Origin of the sequence: Thermanaerothrix daxensis (assembly GCF_001306145.1) — a bacterium.
Lineage (GTDB): Bacteria > Chloroflexota > Anaerolineae > Anaerolineales > Anaerolineaceae > Thermanaerothrix > Thermanaerothrix daxensis.
Genome location: NZ_LGKO01000002.1, coordinates 509,569 through 530,343, shown reverse-complemented (window position 1 = coordinate 530,343; position 20,775 = coordinate 509,569). Strand labels below are relative to the sequence as shown.

The 20,775-nt window shown below is 56.5% G+C and carries 30 protein-coding genes; all 30 read right to left on the bottom strand.

Annotation, left to right across the window (positions count from 1 at the left end):
* Positions 1-3: 3 nt before the first annotated feature.
* Positions 4-816, bottom strand: coding sequence for a type I methionyl aminopeptidase (gene map / locus SE15_RS02610; protein WP_054521312.1), 813 nt, complete (start codon positions 814-816; stop codon positions 4-6).
* Positions 816-1,484: an adenylate kinase gene (locus tag SE15_RS02605; RefSeq protein WP_054520541.1), complete on the bottom strand. Its 669-nt coding sequence runs from the start codon at positions 1,482-1,484 to the stop codon at positions 816-818. Before SE15_RS02605 ends, map begins: the two co-directional genes overlap by 1 nt.
* A gap of 8 nt (positions 1,485-1,492) precedes the next feature.
* Positions 1,493-2,845 carry a preprotein translocase subunit SecY gene (secY, locus tag SE15_RS02600; protein WP_054520540.1) on the bottom strand — a complete coding sequence of 451 codons (1,353 nt, stop codon included), beginning with the start codon at positions 2,843-2,845 and terminating at the stop codon, positions 1,493-1,495.
* 12 nt (positions 2,846-2,857) lie between these two features.
* Positions 2,858-3,331 (bottom strand): 50S ribosomal protein L15, encoded by a 474-nt coding sequence (gene rplO, locus SE15_RS02595; protein ID WP_054520539.1) that lies wholly within the window; start codon positions 3,329-3,331, stop codon positions 2,858-2,860.
* On the bottom strand, positions 3,328-3,540 hold the full coding sequence (gene rpmD / locus SE15_RS02590) for a 50S ribosomal protein L30 (protein WP_054520538.1): 213 nt from the start codon (positions 3,538-3,540) through the stop codon (positions 3,328-3,330). Before rpmD ends, rplO begins: the two co-directional genes overlap by 4 nt.
* Complete coding sequence (rpsE, locus tag SE15_RS02585; protein WP_054521311.1) at positions 3,524-4,057, bottom strand: 30S ribosomal protein S5; 534 nt, start codon at positions 4,055-4,057, stop codon at positions 3,524-3,526. The genes rpmD and rpsE overlap by 17 nt, the downstream gene beginning before the upstream one ends.
* Before the next feature lie 33 nt (positions 4,058-4,090).
* Positions 4,091-4,456 (bottom strand): 50S ribosomal protein L18, encoded by a 366-nt coding sequence (gene rplR, locus SE15_RS02580; protein WP_054520537.1) that lies wholly within the window; start codon positions 4,454-4,456, stop codon positions 4,091-4,093.
* An 11-nt stretch (positions 4,457-4,467) separates the two neighbouring features.
* Positions 4,468-5,028 carry a 50S ribosomal protein L6 gene (gene rplF / locus SE15_RS02575; RefSeq protein WP_054520536.1) on the bottom strand — a complete coding sequence of 187 codons (561 nt, stop codon included), beginning with the start codon at positions 5,026-5,028 and terminating at the stop codon, positions 4,468-4,470.
* A gap of 28 nt (positions 5,029-5,056) precedes the next feature.
* Positions 5,057-5,470, bottom strand: coding sequence for a 30S ribosomal protein S8 (gene rpsH, locus SE15_RS02570; protein ID WP_054520535.1), 414 nt, complete (start codon positions 5,468-5,470; stop codon positions 5,057-5,059).
* Positions 5,471-5,490: 20 nt separating this feature from the next.
* On the bottom strand, positions 5,491-5,673 hold the full coding sequence (locus SE15_RS13975) for a type Z 30S ribosomal protein S14 (protein WP_083461647.1): 183 nt from the start codon (positions 5,671-5,673) through the stop codon (positions 5,491-5,493).
* Position 5,674: 1 nt separating this feature from the next.
* Complete coding sequence (gene rplE / locus SE15_RS02565) at positions 5,675-6,217, bottom strand: 50S ribosomal protein L5 (protein WP_054520534.1); 543 nt, start codon at positions 6,215-6,217, stop codon at positions 5,675-5,677.
* A 19-nt stretch (positions 6,218-6,236) separates the two neighbouring features.
* Positions 6,237-6,572 (bottom strand): 50S ribosomal protein L24, encoded by a 336-nt coding sequence (rplX, locus tag SE15_RS02560; protein ID WP_054520533.1) that lies wholly within the window; start codon positions 6,570-6,572, stop codon positions 6,237-6,239.
* Between the two features lie 23 nt (positions 6,573-6,595).
* A complete protein-coding gene (gene rplN / locus SE15_RS02555) occupies positions 6,596-6,967 on the bottom strand; it encodes a 50S ribosomal protein L14 (RefSeq protein ID WP_054520532.1) in 372 nt (123 codons plus the stop codon).
* A 3-nt stretch (positions 6,968-6,970) separates the two neighbouring features.
* Positions 6,971-7,258 carry a 30S ribosomal protein S17 gene (gene rpsQ / locus SE15_RS02550; protein ID WP_054520531.1) on the bottom strand — a complete coding sequence of 96 codons (288 nt, stop codon included), beginning with the start codon at positions 7,256-7,258 and terminating at the stop codon, positions 6,971-6,973.
* Entirely contained in the window at positions 7,255-7,482 is a 228-nt protein-coding gene (rpmC, locus tag SE15_RS02545) for a 50S ribosomal protein L29 (RefSeq protein ID WP_054520530.1), read from the bottom strand. The genes rpsQ and rpmC overlap by 4 nt, the downstream gene beginning before the upstream one ends.
* Positions 7,479-7,910, bottom strand: a complete 432-nt coding sequence (gene rplP / locus SE15_RS02540; protein ID WP_054520529.1) for a 50S ribosomal protein L16 — start codon at positions 7,908-7,910, stop codon at positions 7,479-7,481. Before rplP ends, rpmC begins: the two co-directional genes overlap by 4 nt.
* Before the next feature lie 54 nt (positions 7,911-7,964).
* Positions 7,965-8,642 carry a 30S ribosomal protein S3 gene (rpsC, locus tag SE15_RS02535; RefSeq protein WP_054520528.1) on the bottom strand — a complete coding sequence of 226 codons (678 nt, stop codon included), beginning with the start codon at positions 8,640-8,642 and terminating at the stop codon, positions 7,965-7,967.
* A gap of 60 nt (positions 8,643-8,702) precedes the next feature.
* Entirely contained in the window at positions 8,703-9,044 is a 342-nt protein-coding gene (gene rplV, locus SE15_RS02530; RefSeq protein ID WP_054520527.1) for a 50S ribosomal protein L22, read from the bottom strand.
* A gap of 5 nt (positions 9,045-9,049) precedes the next feature.
* Positions 9,050-9,328 carry a 30S ribosomal protein S19 gene (gene rpsS / locus SE15_RS02525; RefSeq protein WP_054520526.1) on the bottom strand — a complete coding sequence of 93 codons (279 nt, stop codon included), beginning with the start codon at positions 9,326-9,328 and terminating at the stop codon, positions 9,050-9,052.
* 43 nt (positions 9,329-9,371) lie between these two features.
* Positions 9,372-10,196 carry a 50S ribosomal protein L2 gene (gene rplB, locus SE15_RS02520; RefSeq protein WP_054520525.1) on the bottom strand — a complete coding sequence of 275 codons (825 nt, stop codon included), beginning with the start codon at positions 10,194-10,196 and terminating at the stop codon, positions 9,372-9,374.
* Positions 10,196-10,498, bottom strand: a complete 303-nt coding sequence (gene rplW / locus SE15_RS02515; protein WP_054520524.1) for a 50S ribosomal protein L23 — start codon at positions 10,496-10,498, stop codon at positions 10,196-10,198. The genes rplB and rplW overlap by 1 nt, the downstream gene beginning before the upstream one ends.
* Positions 10,499-10,508: 10 nt before the next feature.
* Complete coding sequence (rplD, locus tag SE15_RS02510) at positions 10,509-11,138, bottom strand: 50S ribosomal protein L4 (RefSeq protein WP_054520523.1); 630 nt, start codon at positions 11,136-11,138, stop codon at positions 10,509-10,511.
* 31 nt (positions 11,139-11,169) lie between these two features.
* Entirely contained in the window at positions 11,170-11,811 is a 642-nt protein-coding gene (gene rplC / locus SE15_RS02505; RefSeq protein ID WP_054520522.1) for a 50S ribosomal protein L3, read from the bottom strand.
* Positions 11,812-12,020: 209 nt separating this feature from the next.
* Positions 12,021-12,329: a 30S ribosomal protein S10 gene (gene rpsJ, locus SE15_RS02500; RefSeq protein WP_054521310.1), complete on the bottom strand. Its 309-nt coding sequence runs from the start codon at positions 12,327-12,329 to the stop codon at positions 12,021-12,023.
* Between the two features lie 13 nt (positions 12,330-12,342).
* The gene (tuf, locus tag SE15_RS02495) at positions 12,343-13,545 is read right to left on the bottom strand and encodes an elongation factor Tu (RefSeq protein WP_054520123.1); all 1,203 of its coding nucleotides are present in this window, start codon (positions 13,543-13,545) and stop codon (positions 12,343-12,345) included.
* Positions 13,546-13,581: 36 nt separating this feature from the next.
* Positions 13,582-15,654 (bottom strand): elongation factor G, encoded by a 2,073-nt coding sequence (fusA, locus tag SE15_RS02490; RefSeq protein WP_054520521.1) that lies wholly within the window; start codon positions 15,652-15,654, stop codon positions 13,582-13,584.
* Between the two features lie 36 nt (positions 15,655-15,690).
* Complete coding sequence (gene rpsG / locus SE15_RS02485; protein WP_054520520.1) at positions 15,691-16,158, bottom strand: 30S ribosomal protein S7; 468 nt, start codon at positions 16,156-16,158, stop codon at positions 15,691-15,693.
* Positions 16,159-16,187: 29 nt separating this feature from the next.
* Entirely contained in the window at positions 16,188-16,616 is a 429-nt protein-coding gene (gene rpsL, locus SE15_RS02480) for a 30S ribosomal protein S12 (protein ID WP_054520519.1), read from the bottom strand.
* Positions 16,603-16,773: a hypothetical protein gene (locus SE15_RS14435; RefSeq protein WP_160316647.1), complete on the bottom strand. Its 171-nt coding sequence runs from the start codon at positions 16,771-16,773 to the stop codon at positions 16,603-16,605. Before SE15_RS14435 ends, rpsL begins: the two co-directional genes overlap by 14 nt.
* A complete protein-coding gene (gene rpoB / locus SE15_RS02475) occupies positions 16,760-20,695 on the bottom strand; it encodes a DNA-directed RNA polymerase subunit beta (protein ID WP_054520518.1) in 3,936 nt (1,311 codons plus the stop codon). The genes SE15_RS14435 and rpoB overlap by 14 nt, the downstream gene beginning before the upstream one ends.
* Positions 20,696-20,775: the final 80 nt, after the last annotated feature.

Sequence of the window (20,775 nt, the reverse complement as noted above, 5' to 3'; positions counted from 1 at the left end):
AAATTATACCGGCTTCCGATGATTTCGTCCAGGCGTACTGCCATCCTCAAGCAAAGTCAGGATGAGCGGCCCGTGCTCGGTAACAGCAACCGTGTGCTCAAAATGAGCCGTGGGCAAACCATTTTGCGATGCCACAGTCCACTGATCCTCGAGCACGCGCGTGTACGGCGAACCAATGAGCACCATCGGCTCCAGCGCAATCGTCATCCCCGGACGGAGCACCATCCCCCGCCCCGGCACACCGTAATTGGGAACCTGCGGCCCCTCGTGCATCTGGCGACCAACGCCGTGCCCGGTATACTCGCGGGTGACAAAAAAGCCTCGACTTTCCACAAATTGCTGAATGGCGGCGGATACATCACCCACCCGATTCCCGGGCAGCATTTTGGCAATCCCTGCATAGAGTGCCTGCTCGGTTACTTCAAGCAAACGCTGAATTTCGGGTGAGACCTCGCCAATTGCAATGGTTACTGCCGAATCGGCCACAAAACCTTCATATACCGTGCCGCAGTCAATCGAGACAATATCGCCTTCTTTCAACTTACGGCTTCCAGGGATGCCATGCACCAGTTCGTCATTGACGCTTACCGTCGTGCTGGCAGGATACGGGTAGGGCCCAGGATAATTCTTGAACGGTGAATAAACCCCGTATTTCTTAAGCACCTCTTCTGCTGCTGCGTTCAAATCCGCCGTGGTAACGCCTGGGCGGGCAATATCGCAGGCCGCCTGCAGCGCTTCGGCGTTGATGCGCCCGGCAATGCGCATGATCTCAATCTCTTTGGGGCTCTTGATCGTGATGTGACGCTCCCAACTCATCATGACTGCGCTTTCCTGGCCTTTTCCACGGCTTCCAGCAACCTGGCACTCACTTCTTCAATGGGCTGGGTACCATCAATCTCCACCAGCAGCCCCTTCTGACGATAATAATCCACCAGGGGGGCCGTCTGCTCTAAGTAGACCTGAATGCGCCGGGCTACCGTCGCCGGCAAGTCGTCCTCACGCTGGTAAAGTTCAGAGCCATCTATATCACATACACCCGGCACACGCGGCGGGTTGTACTTCGCATGGTACACGTGTCCCTGCGCCCGGCAAGTCCAACGTCCTCCTAATCGCTCAATCAAAACCTCTGCCGGCACCTGGATCAGAGGCACGCTGACAACTCGACCACTCAGTTCCGCCAGCATCTCATCCAGAGCCGCAGCCTGAGCCGGTGTGCGCGGGAAACCATCCAGAATAGCCCCACGGGCACAATCTGGGCGGCCGACCCGCTCGCGCACCATAGCGATGGTCACGTCATCCGGCACCAATTCCCCGCGGTTCATGTAAGATTGAGCCAACTTTCCCAGTTCCGTTTGTGCTTTAAGATGCTCGCGGAACAAATCGCCCGAGGAAATGTGCGCCATGCCCAGAGACTGCGCCAGGCGCTGGGCTTGCGTGCCTTTTCCGGCACCGGGAGGACCGAGCAGAACGATGAAATCACCCATAGGCAGGCCTACCCTTTAATCAATCGTTCTTCGTAGCCGTGCAGTTTCAATTCGGTTTCAATGATCGTGAAGGTGTCGCGTACCACACCCACTACGATCAGCAAGCCCGCCGAAGAAACCAGGAAAAGCCCAGCCTGGCGTGCCGAAGTCGGCAGGAAAACATTCAGGATATAAGGAAGCACGGCCACCAACCCCAAGAAGAGGGCTCCCGGCAGGGTAATACGGCGCTGCACCTTGGTCAGGTACTTCTGGGTAGGTTCACCCCGCAGCACACCGGGAATTTGGGCCCCCTGGCGCTTAAGTGCTTCCCCGTAGTTCTGCTGGGTGAAGAGCACATCGGTATAGAAGAAGGTGAACAGCACCACCATCAAGAAGTAGAATAGCGCATATAACCCCGAGTTTCCGCTAAAGGTATTATAAATCCCGGTCGCCAGGTTGCGCACCCACTCGGTTTGCACATTTAAGAACAGCCCCGCCACCAATGCCGGCAAGAGCAGAATGGACTGGGCGAAGATCAGCGGGATCATCCCGGCCATATTGACCATCAACGGCAGGTTGCTGCGCACCGGCATGGACATACGGTTGCCTACCCGTCGCCCCGGGAAAAGCACCGGCACATTACGGCGCCCCTGTTGGACGAAGACAATCGCAAAGATGACCAGAACGAGGATGACCAGGATCAGCAAAGTCATCCACCAGGCGTTCTGGCGGTCACTCCACAGAGAGATCAAGTTGGCCGGAATACGGGAGACAATACCCGCAAAGATGATCAACGAAAGGCCCTGGTTGGGGATACCATATTCCGATATCAACTGTCCCAGCCAGATGCCAAACATGGTCCCCGCCATCATGCTGAACAGAGTAGTCAGCGTGGGCAGCAAATCGGCTCCGCTAAACCCAAATTGGTACGTCAGAATTGAAGCCCCAATATTACGGGCATACTGGTTAAAGATGTTAATCTGTCCAATGGCGGAGAGAAAGGCCATGGGCACAGCCAGGATGATCGTCCACTTCTCCATCCAACGCTGGCCTTCGCGCGGATTCTCTTTGAGTTTTCGCTCCAGCGCCGGGATAATCGGCACCAGCAATTGCAAGACAATCTGTGCCGTAATGTAGGGGTACACCCCCATCGCCAGAATGGAGAAGTTAGTGATCGTACCACCGGAAAGCAAATCCAGCAGTCCAAAGAGGGTCCCGGCAGCACCTGGGGTTTGGACGATGTTGCGGATCACCTCACGATCTACGCCTGGCACGGGCACATGCGCAGCCAGGCGGTAGATCGCTAGAATCAGGAAGGTGATTAGCAATTTGCGGCGAATGTCTTCCGACTTCCAAAGGTAACGCCAGGGTGACCGCTTCATAAACAGGTCTCCTTAGGATTCCACATTCTCGGCCGCAATTAACTCCACACGGCCGCCTGCCGCTTCAATTTTGGCTTTAGCCCCTGCGCTGATCCGGTGCACGCGCACCACCAGCGGGAAGTCAATCTCGCCCTTGCCCAGGACAACCACCGGATTCTTAGGCTTATGGAGAAGATTCTTCTCCGCCAGCGCCTCGGGGGTAACCTCACTGTTGGGGGCAAACTTTTCTACCAACTGGCGAATATTGACCTCGTTATACTCTACCCGGTTGGGCGGGGTAAAGCCCACACCACGCATGAAAGGCAAGCGGCGGTAGAACGGCAAGTTACCACCCTGGCGATAGAGATGCCCCTCTTCGCCCGAGCGCGCGCCCTGGCCCTTAGTACCGCGACCGGCCGTTTTACCCTGACCTGCCGCAATACCACGACCCACGCGTTTGCGTTTCTTTTTCGCACCTTCATCCGGTACAAGATCATGCAACTTCATGGCTCTACCTGCTCTTCCTCAACTTTGACCAGATGATTAACCTTCCGCAGCATTCCACGAATAGCGGGAGTATCTTCATGGATCACAGTCTGGTTCAGGCGCCGCAGTCCCAGCGCACGGATGGTTGCCTTTTGGCGCTCGGAATACCCAATGGCGCTCTTAACCCAGGTGATCCGTAAGACCTTGGGTTTCTCAGGATTCGCGGCCATGTTTCCTCCGCTCCCAGAAAGGTAACACCTCTTGCAGGGGTTTGCCGCGCCGCTTCGCCTCTTCCTCTGGGGATTTGAGTTGCTCTAACGCCTTGAAGGTGGCTTTTACCACGTTTAGAACGTTGGAACTGCCCAGAGATTTGGTCAAAATATCATGAATGCCAGCGGCTTCCAGCACAGCGCGCACACCACCTGCGGCAATGACCCCGGTTCCCGGAGAGGCGGGTTTCAGCAAGACTTCAGAGCCGCCCACGCGTGCCTTGACCTCGTGCGGGATGGTCGTTCCCACCATCACAATGGGCCGCATGTTCTTATGAGCACGGTCTGAGGCCTTGCGCATTGCATCCGGTACGGCATTGGCCTTACCAACGCCCAGGCCCACATTGCCACGGTTATCTCCAGCCACCACGGTGACACGGAACTGGAAACGCCGACCTCCCTTCACCACCTTGGCGACGCGGCGAATCTCAATCACCCGTTCATCGTATTGCTGTTCAATCGGTTGATAATCCATCATATCCATAGTTCAGGCCCTCACGTTATGATTGGCCTAGAATTCCAGGCCGGCGGCTCGGGCGCCATCGGCTAAGGCTTTTACCCGGCCAATATATTTAAAGCCGCCGCGGTCAAACACGACCTGTCGAATACCCTTTTCAACGGCCCGACGGCCCACCAGCTCGCCCACCAGGCGCGCCTTCTCCGTCTTTGAAAGCCCCTGGAGCTTCTCACGCAATTCATGATCAATCGAAGATGCTGCAGCCAGGGTATGGCCCGCCTCATCATCAATCACCTGCGCGTAAATCTCCTTCAGGCTACGAAAGACACACAGGCGCGGCCGTTCGGGGGTACCGAAGACCTTTTTCCGCACACGACGATGCCGACGAATTCGGGCTTCTGCTCGCGATAATCTGCTCATATGCGCTCCACCTACTTCTTGCCGCCCTTGCCGGCCTTACCACCTTTACCGGCTTTGCGGCGGATTTTCTCACCCAGATAGTGAATGCCTTTGCCATGATAGGGCTCTGGCGGACGCAATTCACGGATGTTGGCAGCCACCTGCCCCACCAGCGCCTTATCATAACCCATCACCTTGATTTGCCGCGCGCGGGCATCCACATCAAATGTAATACCCGCTGGCGGAGTCACTACAATGGGGTGAGAGTAGCCCAGAAACAGCTTCAGATTGCTGCCTTCCATCTCGGCGCGGTAACCCACACCTTCAATTTCCAGCACCTTGGTAAAGCCCTGGCTCACCCCGGTGACCATATTCTGGATCAAAGCACGGGTTGTACCATGCAGGGCCCGCACCTGGGGCTCGTCGGAAGACCGAGTCACAATGATCTGCCCGTTCTCAAACGAAACCGCCAGCCGCGGCGAAAACTCCCAGGAAAGCTCACCCTTTGGCCCCTTGACGTGCACCCGGGTTCCCTGGATATTCACCTGCACCCCTGCCGGAACAACCACCGGTAAACGACCTATACGCGACACGCTCAACCTCCTTCAACCGATGATTCGCTCACCAGACTTTGCACAAGATCTCACCACCCACGTTGAGTTGGCGAGCGCGCTGTCCGGTCATAATCCCTTTGGGGGTGGAAAGAATGGTAATCCCCATTCCGGAGAGTACCCACGGAATATCACGCTTGCGCGTATAAATGCGGCGTCCCGGCCGGCTGACACGCTCCAACCCGCTGATAACCGGGCGGCGATGACGGCGCTCTCCCACGTACTTCAACTGAATGCGCAGAACACGCTCATGGGGCTTGGCGCCCTCAACCACCTCATAGCCTTCAATATAGCCCTCTTCCTTCAAGATGCGAGCAATCTCCACCTTGATTTTGGAACTGGGCATGCTCACACTCGCGTGTCCGGCCATAATGGCATTGCGAATGCGGGTTAACATATCGGCAATCGGATCATTAACACTCATGCTTGACCTCCAACCTGGCCTTACCAGGAGGCTTTCTTAACGCCGGGGATTTTCCCCTCTAGCGCCAGTTCGCGGAAGCAAATACGGCACAGCCCAAAGCGACGGATGTATCCGCGCGGTCGTCCGCAAATACGGCAGCGATTGCGCACCTGGACCGGGTATTTCCGCCGGAGTTCTCGGTAAACTAAGCACTTTCTGGTCATATCAACCCTTCCTGAAAGGCATTCCTAAAAGTTCCAACAATTTCGCCGCCTTGTCATCGCTCCCGGCATCGGTGACGATGGTCACTTCCATCCCTCGCACCTTATCGATCTTATCGTACTCAATCTCCGGGAAGATGATCTGCTCGCGCAAGCCCAGGGTGTAATTGCCGCGGCCATCAAAAGAATTGCGCGAAACGCCTCGGAAATCGCGCACACGAGGCAGCGCAATGTTGATCAGACGATCCAGGAAGGCCCACATGCGCTCGCCCCGCAGAGTGACCATGACGCCAATCTGGCGACCTTCACGCAGTTTGAATGCGGCAATGCTCTTGCGCGCCTTGGTGATGACCGGCTTCTGCCCGGTGATCTTGCTCAAGTCCGATGCAGCCGCCTCCAGCGCCTTGGGGTTATCCAAGGCTTCACCCAACCCAATATTGATCACAACCTTGCGAATGCGCGGCACCTGCAAGGGGTTCGTGAAACTGAACTCCTTCATCAAGGCCGGCACCACTTCTTTTTGATAACGTTCTCTTAACACATTCATGCTCACGTTCCTCCGCGGCCTATTCATCAATGAGAGCCTGGCACTTCTTGCACACCCGGCGCGCTTTGCCATCTTCGCCGCGCGAGATACCCACCCGTGTGGCCTTGCCGCATTTCGGGCAAACCAGCATCACGTTCGAAATGTGCACGGGGGCCTCAAAGCGCACCCGGCCGGGTGAAATGGTGCGGCCCTGTGCCTGAACTTGCCGCTGATGTTTAGTGCGGATGTTGACACCCTGAACCACCACGCGGGCCTCTTTGGGCAGCACGCGGATCACCTCACCGCGCTTTCCCTTGTCTTCTCGGCGCCCGCTGATGACTTCAACCGTGTCCCCTTTGCGAATCTTGACCTTCATGGCATCACTCCTGCACACCCGATTTAGATGACCTCAGGGGCCAGGGAAACGATCTTCATGAAGCCCTTCTCGCGCAATTCGCGCGCCACCGGCCCAAAGATGCGTGTTCCCTTCGGGTTGTGCCCATCGGTGTCGAGAATCACGGCCGCATTATCATCAAAACGAATGGTCGAACCATCCTCGCGGCGCCATTCCTTGGCACAGCGCACAATGACGGCCTTGACGATCTCGCTCTTCTTCACCGCCCCTTGAGGGCTGGCCGACTTCACCGTTGCCACAACCACATCCCCCACATGGCCATATTTGCGGGTTGAGCCACCCATCACATGGATGACAAGCAACTCCTTGGCCCCTGTGTTATCGGCTACTTTTAACCGCGATTCATGCTGGATCATGGCTTACACTCCTTCACCAGCGGCATCCTGAATCTCAACCACCGGCTTTCCCTCACGCTTGAGGATGGCTTCCACCACCCAGCGCTTTTCACGGGAAAGCGGGCGACTTTCCACAATCACGACCTCGTCGCCTATCTGGCACCCCAGCGTATCGTGCGCTTTGACGCGCTTGGAGGAATGCACCACCTTCTTATACAAGGGGTGACGATAGGTGCGCGAGATTTCGACCACCACGGTCTTCATCATTTTGTTACTGGTGACCACACCGGTTAAACGTCGTCGCTTGTTCATCGGGCACCCTTCCCTGCACCTTTCTCTTTGGCCTCAGCCAGCTCACGCTCGCGCAGGATAGTCAGATAACGCGCAATCAGACGACGGGTCTGCTTGAGCCGACTGGTGTCGGTCAATTGCCCGGTTGTCAACTGAAAACGCAGATTCATCAATTCCTGCCGCGCATCAGCGAGCCTGGCCTTTATTTCTTCGGTAGTCATCAGTCGAATCTGTTCCGGTTTCATGCCGATTCTCCTGCTACCACTTCTTCGTACGCCACAATCTTGGTCTTAATGGGTAGCTTGTACGCAGCCTGACGTAAGGCTTCTACGGCCACATCGGCCGGCAAACCGCTCACCTCAAACATGATACGTCCTGGGCGTACAACGGCCACCCAATATTCCACATTGCCCTTCCCTTTGCCCATGCGGGTCTCAGGGGGTTTGCGCGTGTAGGGCTTATCCGGGAAAATACGAATCCACATCTTGCCACGGCGACGCATTGCCCGCACAATGGTGCGGCGGGCAGCTTCAATCTGGCGCGCCGTGATCCAGGCCGGCTCCAACGCCTGCAACCCAAACTCACCGTACACCAGTTCTGCGCCGCGAGTGGCCTTCCCCTTCATGCGACCACGCTGCTGTTTGCGCCACTTGACACGTTTCGGCATCAACATAATTCACTACCTCTCTCTCTGCGGATGGTCCTACACTCAATCCAACCGCGAATCTTATTCGCTGACGTAAACACCTTCGGTGGCTTCCACCTTCTCTTCCGCGCCAGGCAACACATCACCCTTGTAGACCCAAACCTTGACACCGATCACACCATAAGTGGTCTGAGCAGTGGCTCGCGCAAAGTCAACATCTGCGCGAATGGTCTGCAGGGGCACACGACCTTCTCGCAGCCAGACACTGCGGGCCATTTCGGCACCGCTCAAGCGCCCAGCCACTTCAATTTTGATTCCCTGTGCGCCCTGACGCATGGCCTGCTGAATGGCACGTTTCATAGCGCGGCGGTAGGCCACCCGGCGTTCAATTTGGCTGGCAATATTTGTTGCTACCAGATAAGCATCCAGGTCTGGGTTTTTGACCTCCTTGATCTCCAGATCAATCTTCTTACCGGTCAATGCCTCCAGGTCCTGGCGGATCTTTTTGACCGATTCGCCCTTGCGCCCAATCAAGATCCCTGGCTTGGCGGTGTGGACGATGACTTTAAGCTTGCCCGGGAAGCGTTCCACCTCCACCTTCGCCACACCCGCCTTTTCAGCCTCTGCCATGATCAGGCGGCGAATCTCAAAATCCTGGTGCAACTGCTCAGTGTATTCCTGCCCCTCAGCATACCAACGCGCCTGCCAGGGCTTGATGATACCTAAGCGAAATCCAATCGGATGAACTTTGCGACCCATATACGCTCCTGATTACCAATCTCTCGCCAGAAGGTTGATTCCAACCACCTGGATGCTCTCCTACTCGCGTTCCCGCAGGACGACCGTCACATGCGACGAACGGCGCAGGATCGGTCGAAAACGTCCCCGGGCACCAAAACGGCGCCACTTCCGCGTCGGGGCCTCATCGGCCGTGATGCGGTAGATATACAGGTTCTCGCGGCTAATGCCAAAGTTCTCTTCCGCGTTTGCCACTGCCGAAGCCAGCAGTTTGCGCACCGGGCGTGCCGCACCCTTCGGGACAAACTTAAGGATATCCAGCGCCTCGACGGCTGGCTTTCCGCGCACCAGGTCAATCACCAGGCGCACTTTCTGGGCAGAGATCGGACAATAACGCAACTGCGCACGAACATCGGTAGCCATAGCGCTCACCTCTTCTTCGAGGATTTTTCAGCCACGTGGCCGCGGAAAGTGCGCGTCGGCGCAAACTCACCCAGACGATGCCCCACCATGTTTTCGGTGATGTAGATTGGCACATGGCGGCGGCCATCATGCACAGCAATGGTGTGCCCAACCATCTGCGGGAAGATGACGCTCGCGCGGCTCCATGTCCGGATCACCTTCTTTTCACCGCGGAGATTCATCTCCTCGATGCGTTTGAGCAACTTCGGGTCAACATAAGGTCCTTTTTTCAATGAACGTGACATACGCTCGTCCCTCTTCTTCGTTCAACCATCATGCTCACAGCGACTACTTTCGCCGCTTGACAATGTACTTGTCCGTCTGTTTATTGCGACGGGTCTTGTAGCCACGAGTAGGTTTGCCCCACGGCGACTTCGGACCGGGCATGCCAATGGGCTGGCGCCCCTCACCACCTCCATGCGGGTGATCACGCGGTGACATCGCTGTGCCACGCACGGTCGGGCGAATTCCCAGGTAGCGCTTGCGTCCGGCCTTTCCAAGTTTGATGTTGCTGTGCTCCAGATTCCCTACCTGACCAATCGTGGCATAGCAGGTCTGCCGCACCAGGCGCACCTCGCCCGAGGGAAGGCGGATTTGAGCGTAATCACCTTCCTTGGCCAGCAACTGCGCCGCCGCACCCGCCGAACGCACCAACTGCCCACCCCGGCCCTCATAGAGCTCGATGTTGTGGATCATGGTGCCGACCGGAATATTGGCGATGGGCAGTGCATTCCCGGGGCGAATATCCACACTCGGGCCCGCCATCACTGTATCCCCAACCTTGAGCCCCAGCGGAGCAATGATGTAGCGCTTTTCACCATCTGCGTAGTGCAATAGCGCCAGACGCGCCGTGCGGTTGGGGTCGTATTCAATCGCCGCTACTTTGGCCGGAATGCCCCGCTTATCGCGCTTGAAATCCACCAGGCGAATGTAGCGGCGCACCCCACCCCCACGATGGCGCACCGTGACACGCCCGTACATGTTGCGACCGGCATGCACTTTGCGCACAACGATGAGCGAGCGTTCCGGCTCGGTCTTGGTGATCTCTTCAAAGGTATATCCGGTCATGCCGCGCAGACCGGGGGTTACCGGTTTATAAACCTTGATGCCCATCACTCAACCCCTTCCAACAGTGGTATGCGATCCTCGGGCGCCAGCGTGACAATCGCCTTCTTGTAGCCCGGATTGCGAACCACCCAGCGGCGGCTGCGCGCCCGACGCGTTCGCTTGGCTGGCACGTTGACGATGTTCACCCGCAACACACGGACATTGAACAGCTCCTCAACGGCTTTTTTCACCATGTCTTTGTTAGCCTCTTCAGCCACCTCAAAGACGTACTGATGCAGTTTCGCCATCTGAAAATGCGACTTTTCAGTGATAATGGGGCGGCGGAGAATATCGTAAATCGTCAACATTCTCGTCCTCCTACCTTCCCAGGTAACTGGTAATGACATCCAGCGCCGCCACCGGCATGATTACCTTATCAAAGGTGAGCAAGTCGCGGATGTTTAGATAGCTCGCCAGCAGAGTCTTGGTATCTGGCAAATTACGCGTTGAGAGAATAACGTTCTCGTAAGAGGCCTTCTGCGGCAAGAGAATCAGGGTACTGGCATCACCCACCAGAGCGTTCAGGGCTTGCGCCATCAGCCGTGTGCGCGGCTCAGGCAGCGCCAACTCATCCACCAACACAATCGCCTGCTCCGCCGCCTTTACCGAGAGGGCCGACCGCAAAGCCGCCCGGCGCATTTTGCGCGGCATGGCCAGCGTGTATTTATGCGGATGCGGTGTGTGCACCCGGCCACCACCCTTCCATTGGGCAGCGCGGATGGACCCCTGACGTGCTCGCCCCGTGCCCTTTTGCCGCCAGGGCTTACGCCCACCGCCAGAGACCTCATGACGCGTCTTGGTATCATGGGTGCCCAGGCGTGCATTCGCCATCTGACGCACATACGCCTGATGCATCAAACTCACATTAATGGGGGCATTGAAGATGGAATCAGGCAGATCCACCTGTCCTACCTTCTGGCCCGAGAGATTGTAAACATCGGCTAACATAGTTCCACTGCTCCCTCAGTCCCGGTCATACTCACCGCTTTTGTTTCCGCGCTTCGCGGATCATTACCAGGCCACCACGCGGACCCGGAACCGAACCACAAACACCAATCAGATTGCGCTCAGCATCTACCAGGACAACTTTGAGATTCTGAGCCGTGACACGCTGGTTGCCCATGTGCCCTGGCCCACGCGATCCCTTATAGACGCGTCCCGGCGTGGTACCGGAACTGCGTGAACCCGGCGCGCGATGCCGATCTGATTGACCATGGGTCTTGGGGCCACCCCGGAAGTGGTAACGCTTGACACCACCCTGGAAGCCACGCCCCTTGCTGGTGCCAATCACATCCACTCGCTCGCCCACCGAGAAAACCTCAACAGTGACCTTATCGCCCTCGTTGACCTCCGGCGTTTTCACCCGAAACTCACGCAAAAAGCGCAATGGAGGAAGATTCAGACCATTGCGTTTCAGGTGCCCGAGTTCACCCGCCGTCAGGCGCTTGGGCTTGACTTCCTGGTAACCCAGTTGCACCGCCGAGTAACCATCTCGATCCGGCAAACGCACCTGGGTAACATAGCATGGCCCAGCCTCGATGACAGTAACCGGGATGGCCGCACCCTGCTCATCGAAAATCTGGGTCATGCCGATTTTCTTACCAATCAGCCCCTTGAACATCTCTGTTGTTCTCCTTACCGTTTTAGTTTTTCCGAGACTGTCAGCCTGGGCTAGGCCGCATCATCTCTGACCGCGGTGCAGTCAGTAGCGGGCTGCGTCACCTCATCTCGTCTGTGCGGGCGCCCACCCGGCTACTCTTGCATCGCCTTCTCGGGTCTTCCCCGAAAAACCGCTCTATTTTACCGCAACTTTGCGCTTTTGACCAGACCCTAAATCTTGATTTCGATGTCTACGCCCGCCGGTAAATTCAGGCGCATGAGCATGTCAATCGTTTTAGAGTCCGGGTCCAGAATATCAATCAAGCGCTTATGCGTACGAATTTCAAAGTGCTCGTGTGAATCCTTGTCAATGAAGGTTGAACGGCGAACCGTGAAGCGCTCGATGCGGGTGGGTAGGGGCACAGGCCCTACCACCCGCGCACCGCTTCGCTCCGCAGTCTCGACAATGCGTCGCGCTGATTGATCCAATACACGATGATCGTACGCTTTAAGACGGATGCGAATGCGTTGTTTCGCCACCATAATCAGCCACCTAATCCAGAATCTTGGTGATGACGCCGGCACCCACGGTCAAGCCACCTTCGCGGATCGCAAACTTCGACCCCTGCTCCAACGCTACCGGTACGATCAACTCCACTTCCATGTTCACGTTGTCGCCCGGCATCACCATCTCCACCCCTTCCGGTAACTTGATCGTCCCCGTCACGTCCATCGTCCGAATGTAAAACTGCGGCCGATACCCACTGAAGAACGGCTTGTGCCGCCCCCCCTCTTCTTTCCGCAACACGTACACTTCCGCCATGAACCGCTTGTGCGGCGTGATGCTCCCGGGTTTCGCTACCACCATCCCACGTTCCACATCCGTCCGCTCAATCCCGCGCAGCAACAACCCAACGTTGTCCCCCGCAATCCCTTCATCCAGCGTCTTGTGGAACATCTCTACCCCGGTCACCACCGAACTCAGGCTGCGATCCCGCAACCCTACAATCTCCACCGGATCCCCTACCTTCACCCGGCCACGCTCAATCCGCCCCGTCACCACCGTCCCACGCCCTTTGATCGAGAACACATCCTCAATCGGCATCATGAACGGCTTGTCTACATCCCGCTGCGGCTCCGGGAAGTAACTGTCCATCGTCTCCAACAATTCCTTGATGCACGCATACTCCGGCGCGTTCGGATCCTTCGACGGACTCTCCAACGCCTTCAGCGCACTCCCGCGTATAATCGGCGTCTCATCCCCAGGATACCCGTACTCCTTCAGCATCTCCCGCAACTCTAATTCCACCAACTCCAATAACTCCGGGTCATCCATCTGATCGATCTTGTTCAAAAACACAATGATATACGGCACTTCTACCTGCCGCGCCAGTAGCACGTGCTCCCGCGTCTGCGGCATCGGCCCCTCCGGCGCCGCTACCACCAGGATCGCTCCGTCTACCTGCGCCGCCCCCGTAATCATGTTCTTGATGTAGTCACGATGCCCCGGCATGTCTACATGCGCGTAGTGCCGCTTTTCACTCTCATACTCAACATGCGCTATGTTGATCGTGATCCCACGCGCTTTCTCTTCCGGCGCATTGTCAATCTGATCGTACGCCTTGAATTCCGCTCGCCCTAACAAGTTGCAGTACTTCGTGATCGCCGCCGTCAGGGTCGTCTTCCCATGGTCAATGTGACCCATCGTCCCTACATTCATGTGCGGCTTCGTCCGCTCAAACTTTTGCTTAGCCATGTATCACATTCCTCCTGATCAAATGGCAGTTTAGATTTATCCAAGAATTTTGACGCGAACCGACTCGGGCACCGGGGCATAGTGATCAAATTCCATCGTATAAATGCCACGCCCTTGCGTTGCCGAGCGCAGTTCGGTTGCGTACCCAAACATTTCTGCCAGGGGCACCAAGGCCCGAACAGCCTGCATTCCACCCGGACGCGGTTCCATGCCCTGAATTTCCGCGCGCCGAGCATTCAACTGACCTAAGACATCCCCAAGATTAACCTCCGGTACCAACACCTCCACTTTCATAATGGGTTCGAGAAGGACCGGCGCTCCTCGTTGTACGCCCTCTTTGAAAGCGAACGAGGCAGCGACCTTGAACGCCATGTCGCTGGAATCCACTTCATGATAAGAACCACCCAGCAAGGTCACCTGTACATCCGTTACCGGGTAGCCCGCCAGCACACCCGCTTCGGCGGCTTCGAGGATGCCCTTCTCAATGGCCGGGATGTACTCTTTGGGGATCACGCCCCCAACGGTTTTATCAATAAATTTAATCCCATTCCCCCGCTCCAGGGGTTCAAGAGAGATAATGACATGGCCATATTGCCCACGACCGCCTGTCTGCTTGACATAGCGATAATTGACCTCGGGCACTGGGCGGCTGATCGTCTCGCGGTAGGAGACTCGCGGGCGCCCCACATTCGCCTGAACCCGAAATTCGCGCATCATGCGATCCACGATAATATCCAGGTGCAGTTCCCCCATGCCCGAAATAATCGTCTGCCCAGTATTCTCATCGAAGCGCACCTTAAAGGTGGGGTCTTCTTCGGCTAGGCGGCGTAACGCCTCTGCCATACGATCCTGATCGGCCGTGGTTTTCGGCTCAACAGCCACCGAAATAACCGGTTCGGGGAAAGTAATGCTTTCCAGGAGAATGGGGTGCCTGATATCGCACAATGTGTCGCCAGTAAATGTCTCCTTTAACCCCAAAACAGCGCCAATATCACCAGCACAAATCTCGCTTACATCTTCTCGGCGGTCAGCGTACATCCGCACAATTCGCCCAATGCGCTCCTTGCGCCGCCGCGAGGAATTGAGCACCATCTCCCCCTGTGTTACCTTACCGGAATAAACCCGAAAATAAGCCAGCCGCCCCACATAGGGATCGGCCACAATCTTAAAGACCAGCGCGCACATTGGCTCATCATCCGAGGGGCGACGCTCAATAATCACATCCGGGTTATCCGGGTCAGTACCTTTCACAGGCGGGATATCAACCGGCGAAGGCAGATAATCAATGACAGCGTCTAGTAACGGTTGGATTCCCCGATTGCGCAGCGCCGAGCCACAGAAGACTGGGGTCGCCTTGTTGGCAATGACCGCCTTACGCAGCGCGCTCTTAAGCTCCTCAACGCTGATCTCTTCCCCATCCAGGTACTTGATGATCAGTTCATCCTCAAACTCAGCAATGCGCTCAACAATAGCCGCACGCCACTCCTCGGCCTGCGCGCGCATATCATCCGGGATGGGCGCATAAACCGGCTCACGCCCCAGTTCATCTTCCCAGTAAATGGCCTGCATGGTGAGCAGATCAATGACCCCCCGGAAAGACGCCTCGCTACCAATTGGCAACTGCATGGGGATGGGATTGGCACCTAGACGCTGGCGGATGGATTCAATCGTGCGCTCAAAGGACGCTCCCACCCGGTCCATTTTATTAGCGAAGCAAATCCGCGGCACATTGTAACGATCCGCCTGGCGCCAAACCGTTTCACTCTGCGGCTCCACCCCCTGAACCGCATCAAAAACCACAATCCCCCCATCCAACACACGCAACGAACGCTGCACCTCGGCGGTGAAGTCAATGTGACCGGGCGTGTCAATCAGGTTGATTTGATAGCCCTTCCACTCCGCGGTCACCGCTGCCGAGACAATGGTTATGCCACGCTCGCGCTCCTGCTCCATCCAGTCGGTGACGGTTGTGCCCTCATCCACCGACCCCAGGCGATACGTGCGCCCGGTGTAGAACAGGATGCGCTCAGTAGTGGTGGTCTTGCCCGCATCAATGTGGGCAATGATCCCGATATTGCGACACTTCTCCAACGGAAAATTGCGTGGCATAACCGCTTACCTCTAATCACCCTTTCGCCCGGCCGTTTAGACGCGATAGTGGGAGAAAGCCCGGTTGGCTTCGGCCATCTTGTGGGTCTCATCGCGCTTACGAATTGCCGCGCCCTGACCACTGGCCGCATCCAGCAATTCTGCCGAGAGTTTTTCCACCATAGATTTGCCCGCTCGCGCCTTTGCGGCCTCTAAGATCCACCGCATAGCCAGCGTCGTGCGGCGATAGTCCGGCACCTCCATAGGTACCTGATAAGTGGCACCACCTACACGTCGTGGGCGCACTTCCATGATGGGACCCACGTTGCGAATAGCCTGCTCAAAGACCTCCACGGGATTCCGTCCGGTCTTCTCACGGATCACCTCAAAGGAATCGTAAACGATCCGCATCGCCAGGCTTTTCTTACCCCGTCGCATCACGTGGTTGATGAACTTCTGCACCAGGACGTTGCCGTAACGCACGTCCGGAGGTAATTCGCGTCGTTCAGGTTTTCCGCGCCGCATGCTTTATCCTCTCCGTCCTCAGGACCTGATTATTTCTTCGCCTCTTTGGGCTTCTTCGTGCCGTATTTCGAACGCCCTTGCATCCGCTTGGCCACACCAGTAGCGTCCAGCGTACCACGCACAATGTGGTAACGCACACCCGGCAGGTCTTTCACACGGCCACCGCGCACCAGCACCACCGAGTGCTCCTGCAACTGGTGCCCCTCGCCCGGGATGTAGGCCGTTACCTCAATGCCATTGGTCAAGCGCACACGGGCAATTTTACGCAGCGCCGAGTTTGGCTTTTTCGGCGTCATGGTACGCACCACTGTGCATACGCCGCGCTTCTGGGGCGCGCCCTTATCAACGCGGATACGCCGCTGGCGCATCGTGTTCAAAATAAATTGCAAGGCCGGCGCTTTACTCTTTTCCTTTTTGACCTCGCGTCCCTTACGAACTAGTTGATTAATCGTTGGCACGTCCTCGCCTCCAAAAAATCGTAGTACTTTGAATGCTCATCTCAACAACCGAGGCCATCGCTAGCAGGCCGATGGCCTCGCCTTCGCCCGCGTCCACAGCAGTGCAGTGGGCAAGGGCACGGCGGCTGATTATATCATGGGGGTTATGAACCGTCAAGTTGAGAGGTCTCCTCTGGTATTTCACCAATGCTTAACAGGCCGGTCTCCAAACGCGGCGGTCGCACACGCTCTTCATCTTTACCGAAGCGAATGACCTCGCCGTTATCCATGTAGGCCTCTACCGCCAGCCCCAGGCTCTGCAATTCCTTGACCAACACCCGGAATGAAGCCGGTAAACCGGGCTCTTCAATGGGTTCACCCTTGACAATGGCCTCATAGGTCGCTACACGCCCTTGCACATCATCAGACTTGACCGTCAGCATCTCCTGCAAGGTGTAAGCCGCTCCATAGGCCTCCAGAGCCCACACTTCCATTTCACCAAAGCGCTGACCACCAAACTGGGCTTTACCACCCAAAGGTTGCTGGGTGACCAGCGAGTACGGACCCGTCGAGCGTGCGTGGACTTTGTCCTCCACCAGGTGGTGTAATTTCATCACACTCATCACACCCACCGTTACCGGTTGATCATAAGGCATGCCGGTCTTGCCGTCGCGCAGGATTTGTTTGCCGATGATAGGCATTGGCAAACCCGTCCGCGCCATGTAGTCTTCTGCAGTCTGGCGAATCTGTTCATCCGAGACCTGAGTTACATCCTCACCCTGCCGGGCAAGCCACAAACGCAGACAGGCTTCAATGGCACGCTGGTCTTTCTCCGGCTGACGCTTGTCGTTGGCAATCACGCTTTCATAGACCATGAGATCATTCGGGTCATAACCCTGCTCTCGCAACCAGGCCTCTAGATTGGCATAGCGGGCATAGTTATAGTCATAAGCCAGACGCGAAACATCATAGCCCTTATCCGCCAACCAGTGTTCCAGATAAACCAGCCGCACCTCATCATCATCCCGGAAGTACTCAGGGTCATAATCGGGCTGCTCTTTGATCCAGGCCCAGGCCGCCTTCATAGCGTCCTTCCAGGCCTCATCCATCAGCCAGGCCCGCGCCAGTTCAGCCTCAATCTCGCGCTCCGAAGCCCCATCAAAGACCGGCGTGATGGCCCGGAAACCCAGGCGATGCGCCGCCCAGCCTAAATGGGTCTCCAAAACCTGCCCAATGTTCATACGGCCCGGCACACCGAGCGGATTAAGAATGATATCCACTGGTGTCCCATCCTCCAGGAAAGGCATATCCTCGATGGGCACCACGCGAGAGACCACGCCTTTATTCCCATGGCGCCCGGCCATTTTATCGCCCGCAGTGATCTTGCGGCGCTGGGCAACAAAGACGCGCACCATCATATCCACACCCGCCGGGAGATCGCTGTTGTCCTCGCGGGTGAAGACCTTGACATCCACCACTTTCCCGCGCTCACCGTGGGGCATACGGAGCGAGGTGTCTTTGACATCGCGGGATTTCTCACCAAAGATAGCGCGCAACAAGCGCTCTTCAGGGGTCAACTCCTTCTCACCCTTGGGCGTAATCTTACCAACCAGAATGTCATTGGGACCCACCTCAGCGCCGATACGAATGATCCCACGCTCATCCAGATCTTTGATGGCGTCTTCGCCCACGTTTGGAATGTCGCGGGTGATTTCTTCTGGTCCCAGTTTGGTATCGCGGGCTTCCACCTCGTACTGCTCAATGTGCACTGAGGTGTAGTAATCGTCCCGCACCAGACGCTCAGAGATGAGAATCGCATCCTCAAAGTTACCGCCTTCCCAAGAGAGGAAAGCCACCACCACATTCTGACCCAGCGCCAGGTTGCCATTGACGGTAGATGACGAATCCGCCAATACATCGCCCTTACGCACACGCTGGCCTTTAAAGACCGCCGGGCGTTGGTCAATGCAGGTGGACTGATTGGAACGCTGATACTTCTTGAGTGCATAGCGACGCAATCCATTGGCGCCGCGCACCACAATCTCACGCCCGGTCACCGAGACCACCTCGCCATCCTCTTCGGCAACAAGCACCTGGCCCGAATCAATGGCCGCATGGGCCTCCATGCCAGTCGAGACAATAGGTACATCCGGGCGCACCAACGGTACCGCCTGCACCTGCATGTTTGAACCCATCAGCGCGCGGTTCGCATCATCATGCTCCAGGAAGGGGATCAACGAAGCGCTGATACCCACAACCTGGTGTGGGGCCACATCCATGTAGTTGACACTATCCGGCGCCACTACCCGGAAGTCGGAATGGAAACGGCAGGTGACCCGGTTCGAAGCGAATTCGTTGTACTCATTCAGCGGGGTGTTAGCCTGCGCAATGACGAATTTATCTTCCGCATCCGCCGAGAGATATTCCACCTCATTGGACACAAACGGCACCACAAAGATTGTGCGCCGATCCAGTTTCTTAATAAGGGGCAGATGCTCGGCCTGAATGCGCTCACCCGGCTTGAGGAAGACTTCCCCCGTATCTGGATCGGTCAAGGTTTCGTTAACTGCCCGCCCCACCAGGTTCGGGTCATCCGTGGACATAACCTTAATCACACGGCGGTAAGGGGTTTCGATGAACCCGTATTCGTTAACCCGCGCATAAGTTGCCAGACGCCCGATCAGACCAATATTGGGACCTTCAGGGGTTTCAATGGGGCAAATACGCCCATAGTGGGAGTGATGCACATCGCGCACATCAAAGCCCGCACGCTCGCGCCGCAACCCACCCGGCCCCAAAGCCGAGAGTGTACGCTTATGACGCAGTTCGGCCAGCGGGTTGGTCTGATCCATAAACTGGGAGAGCTGGCTGGAACCGAAAAATTCTCGCAACGCCGCCACCACCGGTCGAATATTGACCAGGCTCACTGGCGAGAGCTGATCCTGGTCCCGAATGGACATGCGCTCTTTGATCACACGCTCCATCCGGCGCAACCCGATGCGCAGTTTGTTCTGAATCAACTCCCCTACCGTCTTGACCCGCCGATTACCTAGGTGGTCAATGTCGTCCTTGTCTTCGCGCTCATTATTGATCAGGATCATGCGGCGGATGATCGCCACAATATCCCAACGCGTCACCGTGCGGTGCGTGATGGGAACATGCTCCATCAGATCCAGCTTCTGGTTTAGTTTATAGCGCCCCACCCGTTCCAGGTCGTAATGGCGCTGATCAAATAGTTGCTCTTCCAAGAACTGTCGAGCGTTCTCCAAAGTGGCCGGATCGCCCGGGCGCATCCGCTTGAAGAACTCGATCAGAGCCGCCTCGGCAATGGTCAGGCCACCCGAAAGATCCCACTGGGGCTCCTGATGGAAAGAGGAAGCAATAAAGAGACGCTCCGGATTGTTATCCACATCACGGAAGAGCGCGATCAATTCCTCGTCAGTCCCCTCTTTAATGGGTGAGTCGGGCAGACCATCATTGACTGCCGCCAGGGCACGCAGGAAGATGGTTATGGGGACGGTGCGCTTACGGTTAAACTTGAGGATAATATAGTCATTTTTGCGCGTCTCAAATTCCATCCAGGCGCCGCGGTCCGGGATCAATTTGGCCATTGCCATGCGGTGCCCGGTAGCACGATCCACTGGCGCCTCGAAATACACACCCGGCGAACGGATCAGCTGCGATACCACCACCCGCTCAGTACCGTTAATAATGAAAGTGCCCTTTTCGGTCATCTCGGGGAAATCCCCCAAGAAGATGTCCTGCTTTATGGGTTCGGGCACATCCGGACCTGCCAAAAGCACCGAGACGTAAAGCGGGCGCGCGTAGGTTAAATCGCGCTCAACGCATTCCTCAATGCTATGCTTGGGCTCGCCGAACCAATACTTCAACCCCCACTGTTGTGCTTCAGGAGTCCGGCTGGGGAAGTAAAGTTTCATTCCCTTGTTGTAGGACTCGATGGGGGTGATTTCGTCGAACAGTTCGGCCAATCCTTCGCTTTTGAGGCGCTTAAAGGACTCGATTTGTACCTCAATCAGATTGGGCAAATCAAAAACAACCGGGATGCGGGCGTAAGATTTAACCGTTGGAATCGAAAGCATCACTCACTCCTGACTTAAATACCTGACCAAACCGTTTGCCGTAAAAGCGGAATACGCAAAGGTTTATTATAAGCCGCACT

Excerpts from the sequence above, each read along its gene's own strand:
- map (WP_054521312.1), bottom strand. The coding sequence starts at position 816 with ATGAGTTGGGAGCGTCACATCACGATCAAGAGCCCCAAAGAGATTGAG.
- SE15_RS02605 (WP_054520541.1), bottom strand. The coding sequence starts at position 1,484 with ATGGGTGATTTCATCGTTCTGCTCGGTCCTCCCGGTGCCGGAAAAGGC.
- secY (WP_054520540.1), bottom strand. The coding sequence starts at position 2,845 with ATGAAGCGGTCACCCTGGCGTTACCTTTGGAAGTCGGAAGACATTCGC.
- rplO (WP_054520539.1), bottom strand. The coding sequence starts at position 3,331 with ATGAAGTTGCATGATCTTGTACCGGATGAAGGTGCGAAAAAGAAACGC.
- rpmD (WP_054520538.1), bottom strand. The coding sequence starts at position 3,540 with ATGGCCGCGAATCCTGAGAAACCCAAGGTCTTACGGATCACCTGGGTT.
- rpsE (WP_054521311.1), bottom strand. The coding sequence starts at position 4,057 with ATGATGGATTATCAACCGATTGAACAGCAATACGATGAACGGGTGATT.
- rplR (WP_054520537.1), bottom strand. The coding sequence starts at position 4,456 with ATGAGCAGATTATCGCGAGCAGAAGCCCGAATTCGTCGGCATCGTCGT.
- rpsH (WP_054520535.1), bottom strand. The coding sequence starts at position 5,470 with ATGAGTGTTAATGATCCGATTGCCGATATGTTAACCCGCATTCGCAAT.
- SE15_RS13975 (WP_083461647.1), bottom strand. The coding sequence starts at position 5,673 with ATGACCAGAAAGTGCTTAGTTTACCGAGAACTCCGGCGGAAATACCCG.
- rplE (WP_054520534.1), bottom strand. The coding sequence starts at position 6,217 with ATGAATGTGTTAAGAGAACGTTATCAAAAAGAAGTGGTGCCGGCCTTG.
- rplX (WP_054520533.1), bottom strand. The coding sequence starts at position 6,572 with ATGAAGGTCAAGATTCGCAAAGGGGACACGGTTGAAGTCATCAGCGGG.
- rplN (WP_054520532.1), bottom strand. The coding sequence starts at position 6,967 with ATGATCCAGCATGAATCGCGGTTAAAAGTAGCCGATAACACAGGGGCC.
- rpsQ (WP_054520531.1), bottom strand. The coding sequence starts at position 7,258 with ATGAACAAGCGACGACGTTTAACCGGTGTGGTCACCAGTAACAAAATG.
- rpmC (WP_054520530.1), bottom strand. The coding sequence starts at position 7,482 with ATGAAACCGGAACAGATTCGACTGATGACTACCGAAGAAATAAAGGCC.
- rplP (WP_054520529.1), bottom strand. The coding sequence starts at position 7,910 with ATGTTGATGCCGAAACGTGTCAAGTGGCGCAAACAGCAGCGTGGTCGC.
- rpsC (WP_054520528.1), bottom strand. The coding sequence starts at position 8,642 with ATGGGTCGCAAAGTTCATCCGATTGGATTTCGCTTAGGTATCATCAAG.
- rplV (WP_054520527.1), bottom strand. The coding sequence starts at position 9,044 with ATGGCTACCGATGTTCGTGCGCAGTTGCGTTATTGTCCGATCTCTGCC.
- rpsS (WP_054520526.1), bottom strand. The coding sequence starts at position 9,328 with ATGTCACGTTCATTGAAAAAAGGACCTTATGTTGACCCGAAGTTGCTC.
- rplB (WP_054520525.1), bottom strand. The coding sequence starts at position 10,196 with ATGGGCATCAAGGTTTATAAACCGGTAACCCCCGGTCTGCGCGGCATG.
- rplW (WP_054520524.1), bottom strand. The coding sequence starts at position 10,498 with ATGTTGACGATTTACGATATTCTCCGCCGCCCCATTATCACTGAAAAG.
- rplD (WP_054520523.1), bottom strand. The coding sequence starts at position 11,138 with ATGTTAGCCGATGTTTACAATCTCTCGGGCCAGAAGGTAGGACAGGTG.
- rplC (WP_054520522.1), bottom strand. The coding sequence starts at position 11,811 with ATGTTCAAGGGGCTGATTGGTAAGAAAATCGGCATGACCCAGATTTTC.
- tuf (WP_054520123.1), bottom strand. The coding sequence starts at position 13,545 with ATGGCTAAGCAAAAGTTTGAGCGGACGAAGCCGCACATGAATGTAGGG.
- fusA (WP_054520521.1), bottom strand. The coding sequence starts at position 15,654 with ATGCCACGCAATTTTCCGTTGGAGAAGTGTCGCAATATCGGGATCATT.
- rpsG (WP_054520520.1), bottom strand. The coding sequence starts at position 16,158 with ATGCGGCGCGGAAAACCTGAACGACGCGAATTACCTCCGGACGTGCGT.
- rpoB (WP_054520518.1), bottom strand. The coding sequence starts at position 20,695 with ATGCTTTCGATTCCAACGGTTAAATCTTACGCCCGCATCCCGGTTGTT.